Source organism: Legionella sp. km535, assembly GCF_003990085.1.
GTDB classification, from domain to species: Bacteria; Pseudomonadota; Gammaproteobacteria; order Legionellales; family Legionellaceae; genus Legionella; species Legionella moravica.
The window spans coordinates 1-21,969 of sequence record NZ_RZGU01000019.1; the positions used below are offsets into that span (position 1 = coordinate 1).

The window sequence follows — 21,969 nt, forward strand, 5'->3', positions numbered from 1 at the left end:
TGTTACCCCATAACCTTGTTCTAAAACGAGACTAATTGCATCCAGTTTAAATTCTTTGGGGTATTTCTTTCTTATCGTCATTACTTTCTCCAGTTAAGTGCATTATCTCTTAACTGGGGTGCTCAAATCTATTAAACCACGTCAAAACAGCCAATTTACTGGTTAAAATACTTCCTCAGGTCGGCGTTATTGGACATACCCAGGTCTCTATGGTGAATGATACCCCGCATGGAGATGATGGGGTTTATTTTAATACGACTAATGAGGATCGGGTTCAGACTTCTTCTGTACCTATGATTGGAGTGGATGATATTATTGCTTTACCTAAGGGGCAAGCTTTTGTATTAGTAAATGGCAATCAGATTTGGAAAATTAGGATTCCTTTACCTATGCCCAAATAAGTAATGATTATCTGACAGTAATAAATCTATTTTTTGGTCTACAATTAAACAAAATGGATTCATGGATGATTTAAATGAATATAGCTTCTATTTACTGGGTACCTAATAAAAGCACCCCCTTAATTTGGTATATGCTTATCAATGAAACACATCAAATCCTTATACCCCCAAGTTGCATAAGTGCGAATAATATTAAAGAAAATCTAGATACAATATTTGCTGAATTTAATCTTGCCTCGCATAATGGTTATAATGTGAACTATAAATCCATATTTAAGCAATTTAAAAGACATAGGACTGATTCAGCCGATTTTGATAATGAAATTAACCAACAGATAGAAAGTAGAAATCTCCAATCTGATAAAAAACAATCAAAAATAAAGAAAGATGCTCGTTCATTATTAAAAAGAGCATTAGCTAAACTTCACATACCAATAGAGCCAAATGAATCTATAGATTTATGGGCGATAAGTCTTAAAGTTGGTCAAAAAGAAAGTAGTGTAAGAAAAGCCATAGAAAAATTATGGAAGATCAATAAAAGTATTAAACGATTTGATAAAGACAATAAAAAATTGTTTTCTGAATTTTTTACTCAGCTAAAGGAATAATTTTTACATTCAAAAATTGTGTTAGGGAGACTCCATGGACAGTGCAACAAAAGAAACTCTAACAAAAATATTTGAAGAATGGGGTTTTTCCGAAGAAGAAAAACTACTCATTGAATATTCAAATACTGCCACTACTAAGGAAATAAACCACTCACAAGTAATTTCGACATTTCTTCTAGTCAAACAATTAAAAAATTCAACCGAGAAAATAATTGAATCAAACAGCAAATTAGCTGAAGCTGAAAATAAGAATTCAAAAAAAATGCAGCAGTTAACATGGGCACTAATAGGAGTAGGAACACTTCAGGCCATAGGTGTTATATTACAACTATTCAAAGGTTGTCTTTGAATATGAATAAAAGCTATCCAGCAAACCAGTTTAATTAAATTTTTTGTTAACTAAAACTATTTCAAATTAGTTCCATATTTTCTGCGTCACTGCAAATTTCCAGCAGTGACGCAGAAAAATCACCTAGATTTTACCGCGTAAAATCAACACATTTCAGCATTTTGTCCGATCCCGCCAATCGGGATTGGACAAAATTCTTTCCAAAACACCTTGCGAAGCAAGCACCGCTTTGCTAATTTGGAAATCAAGCATGACTGATGAGCTGGTGAAACTCCGGCGAAACGCCAATCGACGTCTTATGCTAAGCCACTTCATTCTCTAACTCCGTGGCTGGACGTTCAGTAGGGAAAACCATCTAGGAATCTCTGTCATTCGACAGGGCAACTCCCTCGGGAGTTTAAGTCAATTTATTTCAATTTGACCATGGACTTGTATGACAAGAGCCATTGTCTTGTCGTTTTTATTAATCATCAAAACAAGGAGGAAATAGCACCCAAAACTGTTGTAAATCGGCGAGATCGTTTGCCTTATAACGATTGATTTGCCCCCCACTTCGGGCTTTATGGCTTTGGCCAGGTTTCATCTTTGAGTGAACCGCCCGTTCAACACTAAACCAAAGACAGGGCAAATAAATTTTTATCGGATGGGATGATGAGAAAATACAGCTTAAGACAAACTGCCAACCAATATTTAAAGCTAGGTAATCAAGGCAGCTACAAAGTTAAAAAACAACGTGCATATGTCATTCGTAAAATGATTGATGATCTCTATACCATTGGTGATGTGCCATCTTCCTGGAAAAATATCCAATCGCACCAAATTCACCAATTGGTAGCTCATTGGAGAAAGAGTAAGCTACGTTCCAGCACGATTATGAATCATATGACTATCGTCAGACATTACCTGCTCAGTATAGACTGCCCTATTCCCAATATTGACAATAAATCGCTGCAACTTAGCAAAACAAGCAAGAAACGCAAAAGAAAACTCAAAGTCCAGCATAACCATTGGCAATCATGGGATAATTCAATTCCCCGCCTCATCATGGCATTACAAACTGAATTTGGTCTTACTTTTCAGGAAGCCATTTATATAAAACCTGAAATTAACATCCAAGAAGATAGTGTTTGGGTAACCAGAAACATTGCGTTTAATTCCATAGACAGGACAATTCCTATCAGATTTGAATCGCAAAAAGCCATTCTGGATGAAATCAAAAAGATTACTAACTGTAAGTGTATTGCTGAATTTAACGATTATGAAGACACCAGAATTGCTTGGCGAAAGGCTTTAAAAAAACATGCACTTCCGATTAATAAAGCCTACCGCTATCTCTACGCTAAACAGATGGCTCAATATCTTTTACCCCTATTAGGAAGATATGAAACCTATTGGGTTATTCGCAGCGAAATGGGCATCAAATCCCGTGACACTTTATGGAGATATCTCAATGAGTAAATCCAAACTTAAAAATGCTCAGTATTCCATCAATGAATGCATTAAGAAAATCCAAAACCACTCTCATGCCAGTGGAGCAGATATGAAACACATGCTGAATCGGTGCGTAAAGGATTTGCACGAACTTGGTTACATGGTCACACACATTAAGGGATTAAAACCAAAGCATATACACATCCTAGTTGAGCACTGGAAAGCACAGAATAAAAATCCTGCAACAATAAAAAACTACATGGCTAAACTGCGCAAAGTAGCTTCAGTGTTAAACAAGCCAGAGCTGGTTAAGCAAGGCAACGAAAGCTATCAAATCAATAAACGTAATTATACCCCTCAATATAATAAAGCAATCAACAACGTCGATTTTTCCATATGTTCAGACCCAATGATCCGTTTATCCCTGGAAGCCCAATCCCTTTTTGGCCTTCGCCGTGAAGAATCCATGAAGATCGTACTCAGTGATGCCTGGCAAGGAAATAAACTGGTTATAAAACCCAGCTGGACAAAAGGTGGTATCGGACGCGATATTAAACTCACCAATGAACAACAACGGCAATGGCTACTCAATGCTATAAAACAAATTCTGGATGGACAATCTCTCATTCCTCAAGAAAAGACTTATAAAACTCATCTAGCACGTTATCATGAAGTGATAAAAAAAATGGGCTTAAGCAAATGCCATGGGCTTCGCCATGCTTATGCCCAGAGAAGATATCTTGAAATTACACAATCCTATGATAAAACAGGTAAAGGTCTTACATCCCCGATACAAGGTGGTAGAGTTTATAAAGAGTTAAATCCTCTTGAAAAATATTGGGATAAAACTGCAAGGGAATTAATTAGTCAAGAGCTGGGGCATTCCAGGTTGAGTATTACCAGGACTTATCTCGGCTAAAAATGAACCGTTTTCTTTAGATAACGAGAATAACAAGCTTTAATCCGCTAGGAAACACTATAAGGTCGGGCTAAACAGTTTGTTTTTGCAAATTTACAAACTCATTTAGGGACATTTTGCATATACCATCACAAGTATAGAAACCATCTGGAGACCTACTAACTATATGTTTCCATTTCTTACTCAAATATGTATCTACAGTCGATGCACTCCACTCAGCAGCCCGCTCCAATTCATCTAGGGAGAAACTTTCTGAGCATGCCTCCTTCTCACAAAGAAAATAGAACGCTAACCTCGTTTTTTTATGATCAGACATAGCTCACCTAACAGGCAATAACTTCATTGGTTAATTATAGGACAAAAATTATATGTACTCCAAATATTATGAGAGATACTAATTCAAACGTGTTCATTTAATATCAACAGTATAAAAACCTTGAATTTCAATACTGGCTTGATAATCTGAAAACAACACAACTGATGAGTCAGTGCAATTCTGACGAAACCACCAGGTCTTGTGATATGCCATCTTGTTCCCTTAATTCCATGGCAAAGCGTTTAGCAGGGAAATCCCATCAGGAGATGTTTTACGGCTTTACGCCCGAGGAGTGTTTTAAGCACATCATCCTTAATAACCAGGTAAATCAAGCGATGTTTCGGTGATCTTTTTTGCATAACCCAATTGGGATGAACAGTCCTTTTTGGGGCTAATTCTCCCTACCCCAAGGAGCCACCATGCAACAGCAGGAATCAGTACAACTTGATATTGAACATTTGCTCTTTGAGCTAAATTGTTGTGTGAATGATTTAGGCCGTCATCGACTTCAAATCAATATCCATGACATACAGCAAGCAGAGTTAAGTTTACACAAATTGGGATCCCTGATTTCCTTTGTTAAACAGTTCGATACTCAACGAATCGCTTGTTAATTGAAGTAATAAAAGTCTTATCCGCATAACAGAAAACCACCTGCCTATGCGGATGTTTTTCTGTTATGCGGCTCAAATTAAAAAATAACAGGAGAATACAATGACTGCATCTTTAAATCGCGTTCAATTAATCGGTAATCTCGGTGCTGATCCTAAAAGCATCGCCGGAAAAGACGGACAATCTTTTGTCACCGCCACCTTGGCTACTAATGAGTCATTCAAGCAGAATGATGAATGGCAAACCAGAGTGGAATGGCATCAGTTGATGCTTTTTGGGAAGCTGACTAAAGTCACTGAATATTTAAAGAAAGGTTCGCAAGTCTACCTCGAAGGTAAATTGCGTTCCAATCAATGGACTGACAATGAAGGCAAAGCGCGTCAAGCCTTAAGCATTATTGTTAGTCACATTCAGCTTCTCAGCCCACCAAAACCAACTGACGAATCCAACAACAAAACCGCAGAACAGCATATGGCTCAGATGCGTGAAATGTTACAACCGGATTCAGAAGAAATTCCGTTTTAATCATACCCTACCACGGGAGCAAGCTCTCGTTTGGGATTGCTCCATTCACATAAGGAGATAATCCCATGGACACCCCTTCAATCTACGTCGCCTGTTTAGCATCGTACAATAACGCCATCCTGCATGGTGTTTGGATAGATGCTACTCAAAGCGAAGACGACATCATGAAAGAAATCTGGGAAATGTTGGATAACAGCCCAGAACCCAATGCTGAGGAATACGCCATACACGATTATGAAGGATTCGGCAGTATCAGAATTCATGAGTATGAGTCAATAAGTAACATTGTGGAATATGCTTCATTTATTCAAGAACACGGAGAGTTAGGATTAGCCCTACTCTGTGATTACTCGGTAGATGATGCACAAACCATGTTGGAGGATCATTACCAAGGTTGTTATGATTCAGAGGTTGATTTTGCCAGGCAGTTATTTGATGACTGTTATGCACATCAAATGCCGGATAGTTTGATCTACTATTTTGATTTTGAGGCTTTTGCTCGAGATCTCTTGATTAGTGATTACTGCTCAATACAATACAATGGAGATACCCATATATTTATAAATTACTAAGCCTCTAAATTGAGGCTTTTTATTAGGTTATAATCACATGATAATGACATATTATCTGGGATTAATCATATGGACCAAAATCAAGACCCACCATTTGAAAAAATATTAATCGCAAAACCACTAACAAAAAGGTCTCAAGCTCTCAGTAGTCACGATTCTAATCAAAAATCATTGAAAGTTCTTGATGGCTGGGCAAAATCGCAATCAGTGATGCAGGAAATATCACAAATCCTATACCCTAATAATAAATTTGAAAAAAAACTATCATTTTCAAATTTTAATGATGTACAAATAGCTGTTCTTCAAGCCAAGGCACTTTATTTGTCTTACAGATTTTGTAGAGAAGAATATACATACTTTATACTTGCACCTATTGAATCATTTCACGATTCAAGATGGAGTGACAAATTTTATGATGCTCGAATTCGCCCAATATTAGATAAAATGGATGAAATTGAAAAAAAACATGGCCTTAAAGATGGTCATTCCTGGCCTGCTGGAAAAGGGCCACGTGAGTACAACAAACTATCAAAAGAATACGATAAAATATATGAAGAAACATTTATAGAAACTTTAAGAGAATTTGATTTAAATGATCTTGCTGATTTAAAAGCAAAAAAACCAAGAGAATTTGATAGGTTACGAGAACATGGGCGTAGAATTTTCCATCATAAGGATGCTACTTCTGAAATACTCAGAGAGACTGTAATTAACTATGAAAAGGATGCGATAAAATCATCAAAAGCAGGTGCTTATCTTGCTGGAATTATTGCATTAGCCGCTGCTTTAGAAGGAACGCTAATATTAATCTGTTTAAAATCCACTCCACTCGCAGAAGCAGCTTTTAAAGAAATTGAGAAACAAGACATAAAGGAAGCTGATACCAAAAGAAACAAAAAGAAAGGCAATGCAAAAGATCCAACCACATGGAGCTTTGATACACTTATACAGGTATGTACCAAAGCTGGCTGGATACAAAACATAGAGACTGAAAATGCCGTTTTTAATGCATCAGAAATAGCCCACCTTTTAAGGAAAATGAGAAATTACGTACACCCAGCTAGACAAAGCAAGGAAAAACCGTGGATGGTAACAAGTGAAAAAGAATATCAAATGGCTCAGAGCATTTATACAGCTCTGGTATATTCCTTAGACGAAAAATATAATGTGTTTAAATAAAGTAATTGTTATCGACATTAAATTATAGTCTCCTTTTAAGAGCTTAATTTAACTTTGATATCAATTAATATCTATCAATTACATTTCAAAAACGGTACCAAAATTGGTACCAAACTTTCAGTAATATTGTTTTTTAATTTGTAACCCATTGATTTTACAATGCCGCTGATGTGAATCGAACACACGACCTTTTGATTACGAATCAACTGCTCTACCAACTGAGCTACAGCGGCTTAATAAAAAGTATACTTAAGTTTGGTGATGTTGCAATACTACTCCTATGGTCCAGTCGGCGTTTTTATTCAGGGGTAAGAAATTGATGTTTTGGTTGGCTGGGAGGCCGTAGCCGTTGACTATTAAGGCGTAGAGATAGGATGTTAGCATGCAGTAGTTGTAGAGCATGAAGTTATCGGGGTAGATTTCTTCCAGGGTGGTCCATTTTTGGTGGCAGATGTTTTTATCTGCGAAAGAGATTAAGTCCTGGTTGGTAAAATGCTGTTGGGTGGTTGGGAATAGTTTGTCGTTGAGCATGAATGAAATTCCACCAATGATGTACCAATTATCTACGGGGTTTAAAGCCAGTACTGATTTGACTGTTTTTCTTACTGAATGTACGTCATTTACTAAAATGGACAGTTCATTAGTGCATGTATAGGCATCGCCTTTGCCAGATCGTCCGCTGGGTAATTCGTATTCATCGGGAAAGCATGATTTTCGGTCATAGAATTGATGCCCCATTTCATTTTGCCCTAGTCCTAGAAAACTGCGCGCATATAAACGGTATTTTTTTCCGTATAAATTAAACTCAACTCGGTCTCTTGTATCAATAGCTGGCTCTTCATTCAAAGGAATAACAATTTGAACGGAAGCTCCACCAATGTCCATTACTCCAGCCAATGGTTTTTCGCTTTGTTTAAACAGATTTAATTGATAGTTTGTTGCCAGCCATGCAAAAACCCCCTCCTCATGACCTGTAATGGTTCGGGCAGTAACCAAACGCCAGTAGTATTGTTTGTCAAACCAGTCAGCTACCAATTGATTCACATTTTTATGATGAGTCTTTGGTAATAATCGCATTCCTGCAGTTGAGTAAAAATAAACCGGCATTTGGACTGTGGGGGCATCGGAAAATAATTTCTCCATGTAAACTGAAATTGACTTATGTTCATGTTCCAGAGTAGATAGTCCAGGAAGTGCTTTCCTGTTCCATATTTCCTTGATGCCAGTTGGAGTATTGGTTTCATCCAGGTCATATGCGTATACGTGTAATCTGGATCCTGAGCTGCCCGCATCAACTACAGCCAGGCAATGGTGATTCAAGCAATCCGATTTATCAGCAAAAACAGCGGAAGTGAACACAAAAAAAACAGTGGCAATCGTCCATAATCGGTACATAATCTTTCCCTACAACTTAAGATAAAAATATCCTACCTGAGTAAATTCTCAGGGTCAAAAATTTAAATGCAATGATTAGGAGCAATTGTCAACAGACCCTAAATTGATTCAATTTTTTATTTTAACCACTGATTATAGCAAATCACAAAGACATGAAATTGTTGTTTTAAATCAACCGGTTATTATTAAATCACGAACAGAATTCTTTCGATGTTTGTTCTGGATGAGCAAAGCAAATAGCTTAAGCCAAAAACTTTCTTTTAAAAGCACAAAAATTATGCTATAAACGCCCAAATTTAATTTTTGTTGAATTAATCTTCGAGTGACTTGATGAAATAAATTAACTGATTATTCAATTACAAAGGGACTATTTTTAGTTTTTGTGATAAGAATAGTTTTAAAATTTTCCAGTTAATTATAACATTAGAGTTTATCCCTTTAATAACCATGTGAGAACGAAACAGCCCGTGAAAAATCCAACCTTAGCTAAACCCATTAAAGACAGTGGCTACCGCCGTGGATTAAAAGACCGTCATGTTCAGCTGATTGCTTTGGGTGGGATCGTTGGATCCTGTTATTTTCTAGGAACAGGCGAAGTGATTAACCTCGTTGGCCCAGCAGTGTTTATTGCTTACATGTTAGGTGGCTTGATCATCTATTTAACGATGTTATGTATGGGTGAACTGGCTGTTGCCATTCCTATTTCAGGGTCCTTTGTTACATACACATCCGACTTTATATCGCCTTCTGTAGCCTGTGGAGTGGGCTGGTCTTACTGGATAAGCTGGGTCGCCTATATTCCAGCTGAATGCGTGGCTGGCGGTATTATTATGGAAATGTTTACCGGGATAAATGGCTATGTCTGGGCAATTTGCTTTGGTTTACTCATTACCTACATCAATCTGGCAAAAGTAGATACTTTTGGTGAGATTGAATTCTGGCTCGCTCTGATTAAAATTGTTGCATTAATGGCCTTTGTGGTTTTGGCACTACTCATTTTCTTTGGAATTATCCATGGAACCGAACCACCTGGAATCATTGGTTTTAAATACATGTTGGGAGATGGAGGCCTTCTTCCTAACGGCACCATGTCCTTACTCACCGCCATGGTCCTGCTTCTGGTGAACTACCAGGGCTCGGAAATTATAGGTCTTGCCGCAGGAGAGTCAGAGAATCCAGCGCGCATGATCCCACATGCTATACGGAATGTGACCTTAAGAATTTTATTCATTTACATCATACCCGTGTTTTGTCTGGTGCTTATCTTCCCATGGCAAAAAGCAGGTTTATCAAACTCAGTATTTGCCGATGCCCTTAACTTTTATGGTTTAAATTGGGCGGGAGCCGTAACCAGTTTTGTTACTTTATCCGCTACCCTTTCCTGTGCCAACTCTGGATTCTACGGTACCGTGCGCTCACTCAATGCGCTCGCCAGAGATGGCATGGCTCCTCATACTTTTGCCAAATTTAACAAAAATGCCATACCGCAAAATGCGGTGATTGCGACGCTAACCGGTGTTTGGACCTTATTAGGGGTTGGATACTTCTTTGGTCAAACCAAGCTGTATATTGCCCTACTCCTGGTCTCTGGCTTTACAGGTACCTTGGCCTGGATTTCATTATGTCTTTCACAAATCAGCTTTAGAAACAGGCTCTATCAAGCGGGTTATAGCATTAAAGATTTGCGCTATGTTACGCCTTACTCTCCTTATACTGGAATAATAGCGGTGATCCTGATGTTGTTTGCTTTATTTTTCCTGGTGTTGAATAAAGATCCTATGTATAAACTGGCTTTTGGAATCGGCATAGTAAGCTTTGTATTTCCCATTATCATTTATAAGTTATTTGATTTATCAAAAGACAGACGTAAAGCCTTACACGTTAAAAGTCGTATTAAGTTTCAGGATTTATTTCCCCCGCAATAGTCTCCTCACTCAATAAAATAAGTCTTTACTTAGGTAGGATGTCAGCTCAAGGTTGACGCCCTACCACTTATCTATGAGAACCGGTTAGAGGAATATAACTACTTGATGCCTCTAAATGAAAAAGGGCCTATAGATTCCGTAAACCCTTCTAAAAAAGCTCACTTTTTAACACTTCATAACTACTGATTTATATTATTAAAAAGGGGTGTGACCTCGCATTAATGTGAGAGTGTATTAGAAATTGTGGCCTATATGTATATATTAAAATCATATCGCTCTTTTGATTTCCAACTTATTCAGGTATAATATTTTCATAAATTAATCTGAATGAATAGAAATAAGGCGAAAATATGCAATCCAAATTCGAAAATTTTAATGACTCACCAGAAGAACTTAAAATTGAAACCGCTCAAAATTTATCAAACAGTGATTTAGTAAACTTCGCTCAGACATCAAAATTTCATTTGGCTTTGTTTAAACCGGTGATTGATGTTCGTAAATTATTGCATTATGTGACACGCGGTGAACATGATGTGGTTAAAGCGATGTTAAAGCAGGATATAAGTTTAATTTTTAAAAGGGGCTTCGTTACGGATTGTTCTGGGCGAGAATTTGAGAGCATAAGTGGCTTTGAATATGCACTGTGGGCTATGGATAAACACATGTGGGCAGCAATGATTAAGTGCATACCCCAGAATGCGGAAGGTAGAAAAGTATTCGCACTATTGCTTGCTCAATATAACACAGTCAACACGGACGGAGTCACTTATAGGCTGAATGGAACAACAATCACTGAAAAGCATTTTGATTTCGAAAATACCATCATCAAAGAGCTGCAAACACAAGTAGATTCGATAAACGCGCCAGGGGAAAAGACTTGGGATGCCATTGACAATCAATGGCGAAAAGGTGTTGGTGGTGCACAAAAAAAACTACCTATGCATGTTGTCTATCAGTATTGCTCTTTTGCACCTTTTTATCCTGTGCCGAAGTTTACCTCAAAGCCGATGTCATCAAAAAAATTCTATAATGGGACTACTGAAAAGGTTGAAAATTGGTTTAATGCTGATTCTAAGTTGTCGGTTGATTTTGCTATATTTAGGGGGTGGATGCGGGGCGAGGGCTGTGCGAGGCCCTCGTGGCGCGGGGGCGTGCAGCACGATTTGGATGCCATGACGGCATTATGTAAAGTAAGAACAAATGATTTTATCGAGCTCAAATCGCTACTTGAGGAACAAATGACGGTTGATAATCAACCTCAAGTTTATCAAATGTGACCGATTGGGTACCATGTCGATGAAGAAGCCCGGCGGCGTAAACCGCCACATGCCCGTCCCAGCATGAGTCCAAAAACCATAAAAGCAAGTCCTGGTATAACCAGTGTGCTGCCGTTCTCACCGACCACAGACACCATCGATGCAAGTAACTGATGATTCGTCGGGGAGAAACCCCATCTTTGACCATCCATTTAACTTGCTCACGCGCTTTGCGCAATGTTCTTGCATGAGGAACAATGTGTGTTTGCAAAAGAGGCAGCTTTTCGGGTTGCCAAATTGTCTCCACCCCGGTTTTGAATTGGTTTTGACCAGCTTGCTCTGTATTAGAAACGTTTATAACAGCCTGTGTTATTGTGGTGTTATCCAAAGGTTGCGTCTTTGGATATTGGATGCCTAAAAAATGGAAGCCCCTATCAATGGTTCCGATACGCGTTTTTTAACCGGACAAGCGCAGACGCCTTTCCTGTAATACCTGCATGAGACGCTGCTTACAGCGATTGAGACTGCGCAGGCTTTGGCACAGGATAAGGATATCATCCTAATACCGAAAGTAAGCCACATTTCATTGAATTCTTCATCTAACGGCTTGAGATAAAGTGCACTAAAAAATTGGGATAAAGGCCCGCGTAACGCGATGCCTGTATCTGGATTTTTATGGCCTCTTGGTGTTTCAATTGGATTGACTATAATGAGCTCCAACATCAAATTCATTTTAGGACCATGGTAATGCACCTGAATATCCTTGATCAATTGATGATGTGATATGGATTTGTAATACGATTTAATATCCGCGCGAATAAGGTACTTTGGCATCTGCTCTTCCAGAACATTTTTCACTTGTCCGTTGCATACATTACCCCGCTTGGACCATGAAGGTGATAACAATTAGGGTTCATGACAAAAGGAAATGTGGGTTTTAATTGGTGCAGCAAAACATGTTGCAGAATACGGGGTGTTATATGATCGCCATTTTAAAATGGTTCTGCATTTAAGAGCGTTGATATCAAGCAAAGGTCGATGGGAACAATTTTGGGTGCGTATTAACCAAGCAGGTTTAATTGGTCTGGCGGAAATTTGCTAGTTATTTATAAGAAGCAAACAGTACATTAATTCGAGGTCACACCCTTAAAAAGTATAGTCCTTATACACACGTTAGCGGATAAAACTGAACCAGAATTTCATTAATCAGCCACAAATTAATATTGTTCCTCATAAATAATTAACAAATATGAAACAATAAGGAAACAAAGCTAACATTATATTGTAAAAAAACCTCACATTTGATATTATTTGACCAGAATCTTTCGGTAACAAAGTTATAGGTGTATCTATGCATAATCTCCCTAAAGAATTATATCACGGCCAGGTTGTTGGAAAAATGAGCTTTATTGTAAGAACTTTGGAACAGATTGATCCGGAACAGTTGCATCAGGGTATTAGGGTTGATTTTCAAACAGAAATTGACTGGATAAATGGAGTAGATGAAAGCGGGCAGTTTAATACTTTTAAAACCATAGAAGAAGCCAGTAAAATGGGGAAATGTCCTGATTTGGATACCTTAAGTAGAAAGGCATTGATTATCCAGGAACTGGATCGTTTGGTTACATTAATCAAACCATTTGTCATGAACAAGGAACAGGTTGAATCGATGTATATTCGGTTGAAAGACCACCCCAATTTATGGTCCAGTTTTTATCACCAACGATTAAATCAGTTGGAACAATTAAACAATTCAATCGCTAATTTGCCCGAGTCTATCAGGATTTTTGTTCATGCTACCGTGACCAAATTAAAAATCCATCTAGCAGAGAATGGTTTATCGGATAAAGATCCTATTGCGAATGAGCTCTTTAAATTGTCTATCAACATGCGGGACATGGGGCATACCCATCAGAACACCCTATTCTCTTTATTTGTTAACTATATAAAGTCGCAGTCCTCTACTCAACCTTTTGCCAACGTCTTGAGCAATGAAGAGCGCTCAGAAATAATTTCAGCATTAATAGCACATCACCCAATAGAATTAAGCAGTGAAACGCTAAAAACTCGTTTGCATGATTTAACAGCAGCAAGCGACGTGGATGCAGATTTACTTAATGATATTGATAACATTTTCAAGCTGGACAATGAGTTAAAGACTCTGAGAACGAGGCGCCTTGGTACACACACACTTTCTGATAAGCAGGTTGAACAGTTCTTCTCAAGGGTATCCCAGCAGAATGAACAAAATGATACTCAACATACAGAACAACTCTGCAAGCTTTTTTTGTTAAGCAAAGCATTTCCTGCCGCAAAAGAATATATTGAAGTAGCTTTGGAGCAATCACCCGCTGATCTCGAAGCATTAACAGCAAGTCCTGAGTTTCTGCATCAGATCATCGTAGATATTGTCTATTCAAATTGTCCGGTTCAAGATGAATTGGAAATCCGGGCACGAGATCAATTATTGACCCAACTCTATACTCAATTAAGTCAACAAGGCGGACTGCAATTGTCCATGGATGTCAAAAAGCTCTATCAATTTATCAATAATCAGGTTCAAAAAGTTTTGGATGGCATGCCGCAACGGAAAAATCGACTGGAGTCTTTAGGTTTTGGCATTCCGACATTTAACAATATAGAAGCTGTGATTAACACTCTCGATCCAAACAAGAATCAAAAGGCTAATGTCGTCTTGGTAGAGTTTTATACTGCCATTCAAAAGGCAAAAGAAACCCATTTGTATCTAGTGAGCAACCCATCGATAAGCAAGCAAATTGAAGAGATTACAGCCAATGATTTTAATGCGTTTTTTAAAGAGTGTTGCGATGCAGGTAAACAGGCTATTAAACAACTTGAGGGCAATCGTTCAGGAATAACTGCTGTTGTTGATGTATTGAGGTCTATCGCAAACTGGGGAATCTATATACTCAGTTTAGGAACAACACCTCAGTTTTTCAAAAAGACGAGAACCGCGGCAGATGATGTTGCCCAGGCAATACATGTTTTGAAAGATACGATTACAAGTACCCTGGAGCATATTGATTTCAGCCAAGAGCCAAATCAAAACATAGCTTCTACAATCTAAGACAGATTAACTCATCAAGAAACCATGTTCATCAGGGACCTCCTGAATGAAGATGGTTTCATGAGTTAAAAACTAAAAATCAATCAATGCATTTTCCAGGGGTTTCAATAACCGACAATCCTCACATTGTCCTGAACAGAGGATAAGACATCAATTAATGCAGTTTTTGTCCATTAGGTACTTTCGGATCAGTCGTAACCAAACAAATAGCACCTTGTTCATCCGAAAATCCAACCAATAGAAATTGCGAAATAAATCCCGCTATATTTTTTTCACCTAAATTAACACAGCCTACAACTGAACGTCCCAATAAAGTTTCGGGGGTATAATGCACCGTTACCTGAGCAGAGGTTTGTAATACGCCTATGTCATTCCCAAAATCTACCCAGACTTTATAAGCAGGCTTTTTGGCGCGTTGAAACTCTTCAACTTTAACTACAGTACCGGATCGTAATTCAATTTTTTCAAAATCGTCATAAGTCATTACCATGATTTCATCCAATCAAAAAAGAAACAAAGTTATCATAAATTAATAGTATTGTCTTGATGCGTGAATAACAGGCCACGGCTGTCCCATTAAAAATATAACGTCTTTCCGAGCATAGCGAGGAATCTCCTGCAAGGTTGCACGATCCCATTACAATGCGGCCATTAAAATCATATCAAGAGTTGAGTCTCCCCAGCCAGCCTTTTTCTGCAGGCGCCTAATGCCCATATCCTTAAATTTCTTTTTGGTATTTTGTAACCTGTTCAAAATAATATGCCGAACCATCGCCATATTTTCAGGAGCATGATCTTTGCGTATGCGAGTATCCTCTTCACGTAATGTAACGTCCAAGACCCAATGTAGACTGTTCTCGACAGCCCAGTGACTACGAATAGTCTGAACAATTTGTTTAACATTTGCAGCCAAGCTGCTGATAAGGTAATGATAATTAATGCATTAATTCAGATTGTGCCAATTTGCAGGAGATTCCTCGCTACGCTCGGAAAGACGTCACATTTTTAATGAGACAGCCGTGAATAACAGGCGAAGGTACAGACTAAGAGTTAATTAATCGCCAAATTCACCACTCTTAGTGACTATTTTTGTATTTTTTTCTCGTAAGGTTTCAATAACCACATAAAAAACAGGAACAACCAAAAGACTTAATACCGTTGCGACCAGCATGCCGCCCATGACTGTAGTGCCTATAGAATGACGGCTGGCTGCGCCAGCGCCTGTAGCTGTTGCCAAAGGTAATACTCCAAAAATAAACGCAAAAGCGGTCATTAAAATAGGTCTTAAACGTAATGCCGCTGCTTCCCTTGCTGAATCAATGATGGACGCACCTGTCAGCCGTTTTTCTTTGGCGAATTCTATAATCAATATAGCGTTTTTAGCCGCAAGGCCAATTAATAAAATCAAGCCAATTTGCGCGTACACATCCAAATCCAGATTGCGTAACAAGAGCGCTAATCCCGCCCCTAAAAGCGCGAGAGGAACTACTAGCAAAATCATAAAGGGCATGGTCCAACTCTCATATAAAGCAGCAAGAAACAGAAAGACAAAAACCAGACACAGCATAAAAATTAATGTAGCCATATTACCGGCTTTTAATTGCTGGTAGGTAATACCCGTCCACTCCATTTCATAACCGTTGGGTAATTTTTGGGCTGCTAAATGTTCAATTGCAGTCAATGCCTGACCCGAGCTATAACCTGGCCCTGGAGCACCGTTCAGATTCGCTGCAGAATATAAATTGTAATGGGGAATATTATAGGCTCCGTTAGTATATTCAACTTTTAATAAACTGCTTAAAGGTACCATGGCACCAGTATCGCTTTTAACATAGAGCTTGCTGATATCCGTTACTTCCGCCCTTGAATTGCCCTCAGCCTGGACCATTACCCTATATGTTTGTCCGTATTTGGTGAAATTATTAACATAATACGATCCCAAATAGGTCTGTAAGGTAACCAGTAACTCGTTAATGGATACATTTAAAGCCTTGGCTTTTGTTCGATCTATATTCAAAAACAACTGAGGTACCTGTGTAGACAAATCAGAAAATAATCCCCCTATCGCAGGATCTTTATTAGCCTCCTCGACAAACTGATTTACAACTGCGGCTAATTGCTCTACGCCCTGATTATTCACATCTTCTATTTCAAGCTGAAAACCTCCTACCGATCCCAGCCCTGGAATGGTTGGGGCGTTTACGACACCTATCCTTGCATCGTTAATATTATTAAACTGAGCTTGAACTTTCTTCATAATTCCTTCGGCGCTTAGTTCGGGAGTTGTCCGTTCCGACCAGGGATTTAATATCACAAACAGTACGGCAGTATCAGGTTGATTGATTCCATCAATAATATTAAATCCATTAATGCTGATGATATTGGCAACACCTTCAGTAGAAGACAATATTTTAAGGGCTTTTTTAACTGTTTCTTCGGTTCTGTAAAGAGATGAAGCATCGGGGCCTTTAACCACAGTAATAAAATAGCCTTGATCTTCTTCAGGTAAAAATCCGGTGGGTAATGATTTGAAAACAAAGGCTGTAACAATACCTAACACAATAAAAATAATGAGCACTATTTTTTTATGATTCAGACACAAATCCACCATCTTCTTATATTGATTTAACGTTGCTTCATAACCTCGTTCAAACCAACGAAACACAAAAAAATTATTTTCCACTTTCTGTTTCAATAACACCCCGCAAAGGGCCGGGCTAAGAGTTAAGGAGTTAATCCCTGAAAGCGCCACTGAAAATGCAATTGCCAGAGCAAATTGATTGTACAAACTACCCGTCATTCCGGGTATAAAAGCAACAGGAACAAACACGGCCAGCAAAATTAAAGTCGTTGCAATGATCGGACCCTGCACTTCTTTAGTTGCTAACAAAGTGGCTTCTTTAATGTCAGAAACATGTTCTTCCAGTTTTTTCTCAACGTTCTCAACAACAACAATCGCATCATCAACCACTAAGCCTATTGCGAGTACCAGACCCAAAAGGCTTAAGGTATTAATCGAAAAACCGAAAAGGCTAAACAGCGCGAAGGTTCCAATTAAAGAAACTGGAATTGCAATACAAGGAATCAGTGTGGTTCGCCAGTTTTGCAGAAATAGAAAGACCACTATAAATACGAGACCTATTGCTTCAAAAAGGGTAAGCACTACTTCCTTTAACGACTCTTTAACAAACTTGGTAGTGTCATAAACTATGGTGTAATCCATTCCTTTCGGAAATTCCTTTTTCATTTTCTCCATGAGTTTTCTAATACCATCTGCCAGCTGCAGCGCATTGGCTCCTGGCAATTGATATACGCCGATACTGGCATTTGGTTTTCCATTAAGTTGGGAAGTGGTGATGTAGGTTTCGGCTCCCATTTCAACACGCCCCAAATCTTTAACACGGACTATCTGTCCGTTTTCTTTTGTTTTGACAATGATGTCTTCAAACTGGTGCGTATCGCTTAATTGGCCCAAGGTAGTAATCTGATACTGAAAAGGAATGGTTTGAGGAACAGGAGGTTGGCCTATAACCCCTACTGCGGCCTGTTGGTTTTGTTCTTTTACGGCTTCAATAACTTCCAGAGGGGAAATCCCCATGCTGACCAACTTATCAGGATTTAACCAAATTCGAATGGAATATTGCAATAGCCCAAAGTTATCCACGTTACCTACGCCAGGTATACGCTCAATTGCCGGAGTCAGATGAATGTCGGCATAATTTCCAAGAAACACATCATCCAGTGTACCGTCAGGAGAGATTAAATTAACCACCAAAACCATATCACTGGACACTTTTTGAATGGTTATACCGGCTTGAATCACATCAGGAGGAAGCAAGGGGTTGGCAGTATTTGAATTATTAAGTACATCCACCGCACCAATATCTACATCATAGCCCACATCGAACGTAATACTGATAATCGAATCGCCATTATTAGTACTGTTTGAGGACATATAAATCATACCCTCCACACCATTAATATTTCGTTCAAGCGGGGTTGTAACGGTATCAGAAACAACTTGAGAACTGGCTCCAATATACTGAGCAGAAACCTGCACTTCGGGTGGAACTATTGAGGGATATTGAGCTACGGGCAAAATAAAGATACAAATGCCACCGACCAATACCATCATAATGGCGATAACCATGGCAAAAATCGGTCTGTAAATAAAAAACCTAACCATTGTTTTGGCCTTGGTGCTCTTCAAACTCAGGTATTACCGCTTCATCAGGTAGTACTTTTTGTATTCCATTAATGATTAACAAATCGCCTTCTTTGACCCCGGAAGTTACAATATACTGTTGTTTGTACATTCCGGAAGTTTGTATTTTACTCACTTCAACCTGCTTTTTTTCATTGACTAAATAAACTGTTCTTTGACCTTGCGATTCAGTCACTGCAGAGGCAGGAATGAGTATGGAAGGCTCCTCTTTAGTCAGTTCAAGAGTAATATTCACATAGATTCCTGGCAACAATAATTGCGCTGGATTGTCGACAAGCGCCCTCATCAAAATTGTAGAAGTAGGCGTATCCGCCTGATTATTTACCAAATCGACTTTACCTTTGAATACTAATTTATTGTCATAAGGCAAAACTGCCTCAACATGAAAGGGCATGTTTTTTCGATATTTAAGGAAGGTTCCATAGTCCTCAACACTTGGACTGAATAATACATAAATAGGATTTAACTGAACTATATTGGCCAATAAGGTGCTCTCGCCAGATCCCACGAGATTTCCTACATCAACGTATTTTTTACCAATTATTCCATCAAAAGGAGCAATCATGGAACAATAGCCTAAATTGATCTCGGCTGTTTCTACGTTGGCTTTCTGTACCAGAGTTTCAGCCTGGGCTTCGCCGTATCGTGCGGCAGTTTCGTCAAACAAGGTTTGTGACACATCCCCTTTTTTGACCAACTCTTTTAATCGCAGATATTGAACCTTCTGATATTCCATATTAGCAATACTTTTAGCGAGCTGGCCTTTGGCTAGATCCAATTGAGCCTGAAATGGTTTTGGATCAATCACATAGATTAATTGATCTTTTTTAACCGGCTTCCCTTCTATAAAATTCTTTTGGATAAGAAAACCCTCAACCCGTGCGCGAATACCCACTTCTGCTATAGATTGAGTGATGCCAATATAGGTTCGTTTCAGTGGAATTTTAGTTAAGGCAACTTTGACGACAGGAACAGAGCGAGGTGCAGTCTGAACGGATTTATTTTCCTTACAGGCTGCTAAAAAAAGCCCTATTAAGAATACAGTGCCAATAAAAATGCGTTTTGTGTGCATAAAGTGTATTCATCCCTGATAAAATTTAATTCTCTAACACGCTACTTAGCCTATTCCGTCTGCATAATCAGGTCTTAATTGACTAAAATAGCTCATTGATTCAAGTACCTTACAAAAAAAAGCATTTTAAAACAATGTTCTATTTTTCCGGGTATTACATCCCATTTATGCCGTGACCATGGCATCCAATTGAAACTCGGGGACCAAACTTTTCAGCAGAATTAATAGCTCATCATCCTGATGTTCATAGCAGGCTGTATTCAACATGCGCATGGTTTGAGTCAACTCATGCCAATCCAGCTCTCTAAATCGAGCTTTAAACAGCTTTTCATGTTCTGTAGATGCAAGTTGCTCTGTCTCATGAAACAATTCTTCATACATTTTTTCACCAGGACGCAGGCCAGTGTACTCAATGGTTATGTCTTTTCCGGGCTCCTTTCCAGCCAGTCGGATCATTTGCTCTGCCAGATAACTGATTTTGACTGGATCGCCCATATCAAGAACGAATATTTCACCACCATGCCCATTGACCATAGCTTGAAGGATCAATTGGCTGGCCTCAGGAATAGTCATAAAATAACGTTGCATATCTGGATGAGTAACAGTCAAAGGTCCACCTGCCTGCAATTGTTTTTGAAACAATGGAACTACAGAGCCAGCAGATCCTAGAACATTACCAAAACGAACTGTAATAAATTGCGTTTCAACCCGAATATTCAGATTCTGGCAGTAAATCTCGGCAACACGCTTGGTGGTCCCCATAATATTGGTTGGATTAACGGCTTTATCGGTAGAAATTAATATAAATTTCTCTACACCCATAGCAACACTGGCTTTAGCAACCACCTGCGTGCCCAAAACATTATTAAATACAGCCACTCGAATTTGATTTTGTAACATGGGCACGTGTTTATAAGCAGCCGCATGAAAGACAATTTCAGGTTGAAATCGCTGAAAAACGTGATTTATTGCGACTTCATCTGTGACACTGATTAAAGCTAAATCAATAGGAATTTCGGGAAAATTCAGCTTAAGTTCTTGTTCAATCTGATACAGATTAAATTCGGAATTTTCGACTACAGCAAGACTTTCAGGGTTTAGTGCCATCACCTGGCGACACAATTCAGAACCAATAGAACCACCGCCCCCGGTAATTAATACACGTTTTCCGGATATTGTGGTGGCTATTTTGTCCCACTCCAGAGTGACCTGATCTCGTCCTAATAGATCTTCAATATTCACTGGTCGCAAGGCATTAACTTCGACCCGGCCTGCTGCCAAAGCAGAAATACTGGGCAATGTTCTAAAAGGTACATTACTGGTTTCACATAGAGTCACTATTCGGCGCATGGTTGCGGATCGAGCTGAAGGTATAGCAATAAAAATCAGATCGACAACATTTTGTCTGACTAAATCAGCGATTTGGCGGGTAGTTCCCAAGACCCTTACCCCATGAACTTCCAAACCACGCTTGCTGATGTTGTCATCAACAAAACCTATGGGTTGATAGTAGCTGCTGCGTTTTAAGTCTCGAACCAATCCCTCTCCTGCCTGACCGGCTCCAACAATCAATACTCTTTTGACATCGGATATTTTATCGTTTCGCCCTCTTCTGTCCCATCGTAACCGAACCAACAATCGACCGCCGCAGAGTATGGACGCCAGAATCATACAATATAAGGGAAAGACTGATCGGGACAAATGCTGCAATATTGAAGTGGCATAAAAAACAGGGATAACCAAAATCATTGCGGAAATCGTAGCTTTTAAAATACGGATCACATCATTTAGCGATGAGAAGCGCCATAATCCACGATAAATTTTAAAATAATAATAACAACTGACCTGAACAACAAACAGTAAAGCTAAAGCAACAAAAGAATGTGTTGAGGTTAACATGCTAGGATACGGTTGCATGTTGTATCGTAACCAGTATGCGGCATACCATGCCACTGGAATTGCGGTTATATCAAACAGGATAACTGGAAACTTGGACAGTAATTTTGCTATAAATAATTTTATTCGTTGTTTCATATAAGATACAGGGTTAAATCCATTATAATAAAAAAGGATGTTACACCATGTTACTCATCATC

The 21,969-nt window shown here is 38.8% G+C and carries 20 protein-coding genes, 1 tRNA gene and 1 pseudogene; 13 read left to right on the forward strand and 9 right to left on the reverse strand.

Annotation, left to right across the window (positions count from 1 at the left end):
• Window positions 1-143 precede the first annotated feature (143 nt).
• The 9 genes and pseudogenes from ELY21_RS11495 to ELY21_RS11550 form a co-directional block, all read left to right on the forward strand.
• Window positions 144-401: pseudogene (locus ELY21_RS11495) on the forward strand (conjugative coupling factor TraD, PFGI-1 class); the annotation flags it as partial.
• 74 nt (window positions 402-475) lie between these two features.
• A complete protein-coding gene (locus ELY21_RS11500) occupies window positions 476-1,009 on the forward strand; it encodes a hypothetical protein (RefSeq protein ID WP_127109648.1) in 534 nt (177 codons plus the stop codon).
• A 34-nt stretch (window positions 1,010-1,043) separates the two neighbouring features.
• On the forward strand, window positions 1,044-1,358 hold the full coding sequence (locus ELY21_RS11505; RefSeq protein ID WP_127109650.1) for a hypothetical protein: 315 nt from the start codon (window positions 1,044-1,046) through the stop codon (window positions 1,356-1,358).
• Window positions 1,359-2,009: 651 nt separating this feature from the next.
• Window positions 2,010-2,816 carry a phage integrase N-terminal domain-containing protein gene (locus tag ELY21_RS11520; RefSeq protein WP_199741706.1) on the forward strand — a complete coding sequence of 269 codons (807 nt, stop codon included), beginning with the start codon at window positions 2,010-2,012 and terminating at the stop codon, window positions 2,814-2,816.
• The gene (locus ELY21_RS11525; protein WP_199741704.1) at window positions 2,809-3,708 is read left to right on the forward strand and encodes a phage integrase N-terminal domain-containing protein; all 900 of its coding nucleotides are present in this window, start codon (window positions 2,809-2,811) and stop codon (window positions 3,706-3,708) included. The genes ELY21_RS11520 and ELY21_RS11525 overlap by 8 nt, the downstream gene beginning before the upstream one ends.
• 735 nt (window positions 3,709-4,443) lie before the next feature.
• Window positions 4,444-4,638 carry a hypothetical protein gene (locus ELY21_RS11530; protein WP_127109654.1) on the forward strand — a complete coding sequence of 65 codons (195 nt, stop codon included), beginning with the start codon at window positions 4,444-4,446 and terminating at the stop codon, window positions 4,636-4,638.
• A gap of 100 nt (window positions 4,639-4,738) precedes the next feature.
• On the forward strand, window positions 4,739-5,161 hold the full coding sequence (locus ELY21_RS11540; protein ID WP_127109656.1) for a single-stranded DNA-binding protein: 423 nt from the start codon (window positions 4,739-4,741) through the stop codon (window positions 5,159-5,161).
• A gap of 65 nt (window positions 5,162-5,226) precedes the next feature.
• The gene (locus ELY21_RS11545; RefSeq protein ID WP_127109658.1) at window positions 5,227-5,733 is read left to right on the forward strand and encodes an antirestriction protein ArdA; all 507 of its coding nucleotides are present in this window, start codon (window positions 5,227-5,229) and stop codon (window positions 5,731-5,733) included.
• Between the two features lie 69 nt (window positions 5,734-5,802).
• Complete coding sequence (locus tag ELY21_RS11550) at window positions 5,803-6,912, forward strand: hypothetical protein (protein ID WP_127109660.1); 1,110 nt, start codon at window positions 5,803-5,805, stop codon at window positions 6,910-6,912.
• 160 nt (window positions 6,913-7,072) lie between these two features.
• On the opposite strand, the gene ELY21_RS11555 is transcribed toward ELY21_RS11550, so the two are convergent.
• Window positions 7,073-7,145: transfer RNA gene (locus ELY21_RS11555), tRNA-Thr, on the reverse strand.
• Window positions 7,146-7,161: 16 nt separating this feature from the next.
• Window positions 7,162-8,307, reverse strand: a complete 1,146-nt coding sequence (locus ELY21_RS11560; RefSeq protein ID WP_127109662.1) for a multidrug DMT transporter permease — start codon at window positions 8,305-8,307, stop codon at window positions 7,162-7,164.
• A 449-nt stretch (window positions 8,308-8,756) separates the two neighbouring features.
• Between ELY21_RS11560 and ELY21_RS11565 the strand changes: the two genes are divergently transcribed.
• A complete protein-coding gene (locus ELY21_RS11565; protein ID WP_127109664.1) occupies window positions 8,757-10,232 on the forward strand; it encodes an amino acid permease in 1,476 nt (491 codons plus the stop codon).
• Between the two features lie 350 nt (window positions 10,233-10,582).
• Window positions 10,583-11,509: an F-box protein gene (locus ELY21_RS11570; protein ID WP_127109666.1), complete on the forward strand. Its 927-nt coding sequence runs from the start codon at window positions 10,583-10,585 to the stop codon at window positions 11,507-11,509.
• On the opposite strand, the gene ELY21_RS11575 is transcribed toward ELY21_RS11570, so the two are convergent.
• Together ELY21_RS11575 and ELY21_RS15870 are read right to left on the reverse strand one after the other, a co-directional pair.
• Window positions 11,500-11,700 carry a hypothetical protein gene (locus ELY21_RS11575; protein WP_158618551.1) on the reverse strand — a complete coding sequence of 67 codons (201 nt, stop codon included), beginning with the start codon at window positions 11,698-11,700 and terminating at the stop codon, window positions 11,500-11,502. The genes ELY21_RS11570 and ELY21_RS11575 overlap by 10 nt on opposite strands.
• A gap of 202 nt (window positions 11,701-11,902) precedes the next feature.
• The gene (locus ELY21_RS15870) at window positions 11,903-12,322 is read right to left on the reverse strand and encodes a hypothetical protein (RefSeq protein ID WP_233588705.1); all 420 of its coding nucleotides are present in this window, start codon (window positions 12,320-12,322) and stop codon (window positions 11,903-11,905) included.
• Window positions 12,323-12,416: 94 nt separating this feature from the next.
• Here ELY21_RS15870 and ELY21_RS15630 point away from each other — a divergent pair, with 94 nt between their 5' ends.
• Both ELY21_RS15630 and ELY21_RS11585 read left to right on the forward strand, forming a co-directional pair.
• Entirely contained in the window at window positions 12,417-12,590 is a 174-nt protein-coding gene (locus tag ELY21_RS15630) for a hypothetical protein (RefSeq protein ID WP_158618552.1), read from the forward strand.
• 249 nt (window positions 12,591-12,839) lie between these two features.
• On the forward strand, window positions 12,840-14,576 hold the full coding sequence (locus ELY21_RS11585) for a hypothetical protein (RefSeq protein WP_127109668.1): 1,737 nt from the start codon (window positions 12,840-12,842) through the stop codon (window positions 14,574-14,576).
• Between the two features lie 154 nt (window positions 14,577-14,730).
• On the opposite strand, the gene ELY21_RS11590 is transcribed toward ELY21_RS11585, so the two are convergent.
• From ELY21_RS11590 to ELY21_RS11610, 5 genes are all read right to left on the reverse strand, one after another.
• Window positions 14,731-15,066: a tRNA-binding protein gene (locus tag ELY21_RS11590; protein ID WP_127109670.1), complete on the reverse strand. Its 336-nt coding sequence runs from the start codon at window positions 15,064-15,066 to the stop codon at window positions 14,731-14,733.
• Window positions 15,067-15,213: 147 nt separating this feature from the next.
• Window positions 15,214-15,516 carry an ISAs1 family transposase gene (locus ELY21_RS15935; RefSeq protein ID WP_127109672.1) on the reverse strand — a complete coding sequence of 101 codons (303 nt, stop codon included), beginning with the start codon at window positions 15,514-15,516 and terminating at the stop codon, window positions 15,214-15,216.
• Window positions 15,517-15,630: 114 nt separating this feature from the next.
• Entirely contained in the window at window positions 15,631-18,762 is a 3,132-nt protein-coding gene (locus ELY21_RS11600) for an efflux RND transporter permease subunit (protein ID WP_127109674.1), read from the reverse strand.
• Window positions 18,755-19,873 (reverse strand): efflux RND transporter periplasmic adaptor subunit, encoded by a 1,119-nt coding sequence (locus ELY21_RS11605; protein WP_127109676.1) that lies wholly within the window; start codon window positions 19,871-19,873, stop codon window positions 18,755-18,757. Before ELY21_RS11605 ends, ELY21_RS11600 begins: the two co-directional genes overlap by 8 nt.
• A gap of 165 nt (window positions 19,874-20,038) precedes the next feature.
• A complete protein-coding gene (locus ELY21_RS11610; protein ID WP_127109678.1) occupies window positions 20,039-21,907 on the reverse strand; it encodes a nucleoside-diphosphate sugar epimerase/dehydratase in 1,869 nt (622 codons plus the stop codon).
• Window positions 21,908-21,969: the final 62 nt, after the last annotated feature.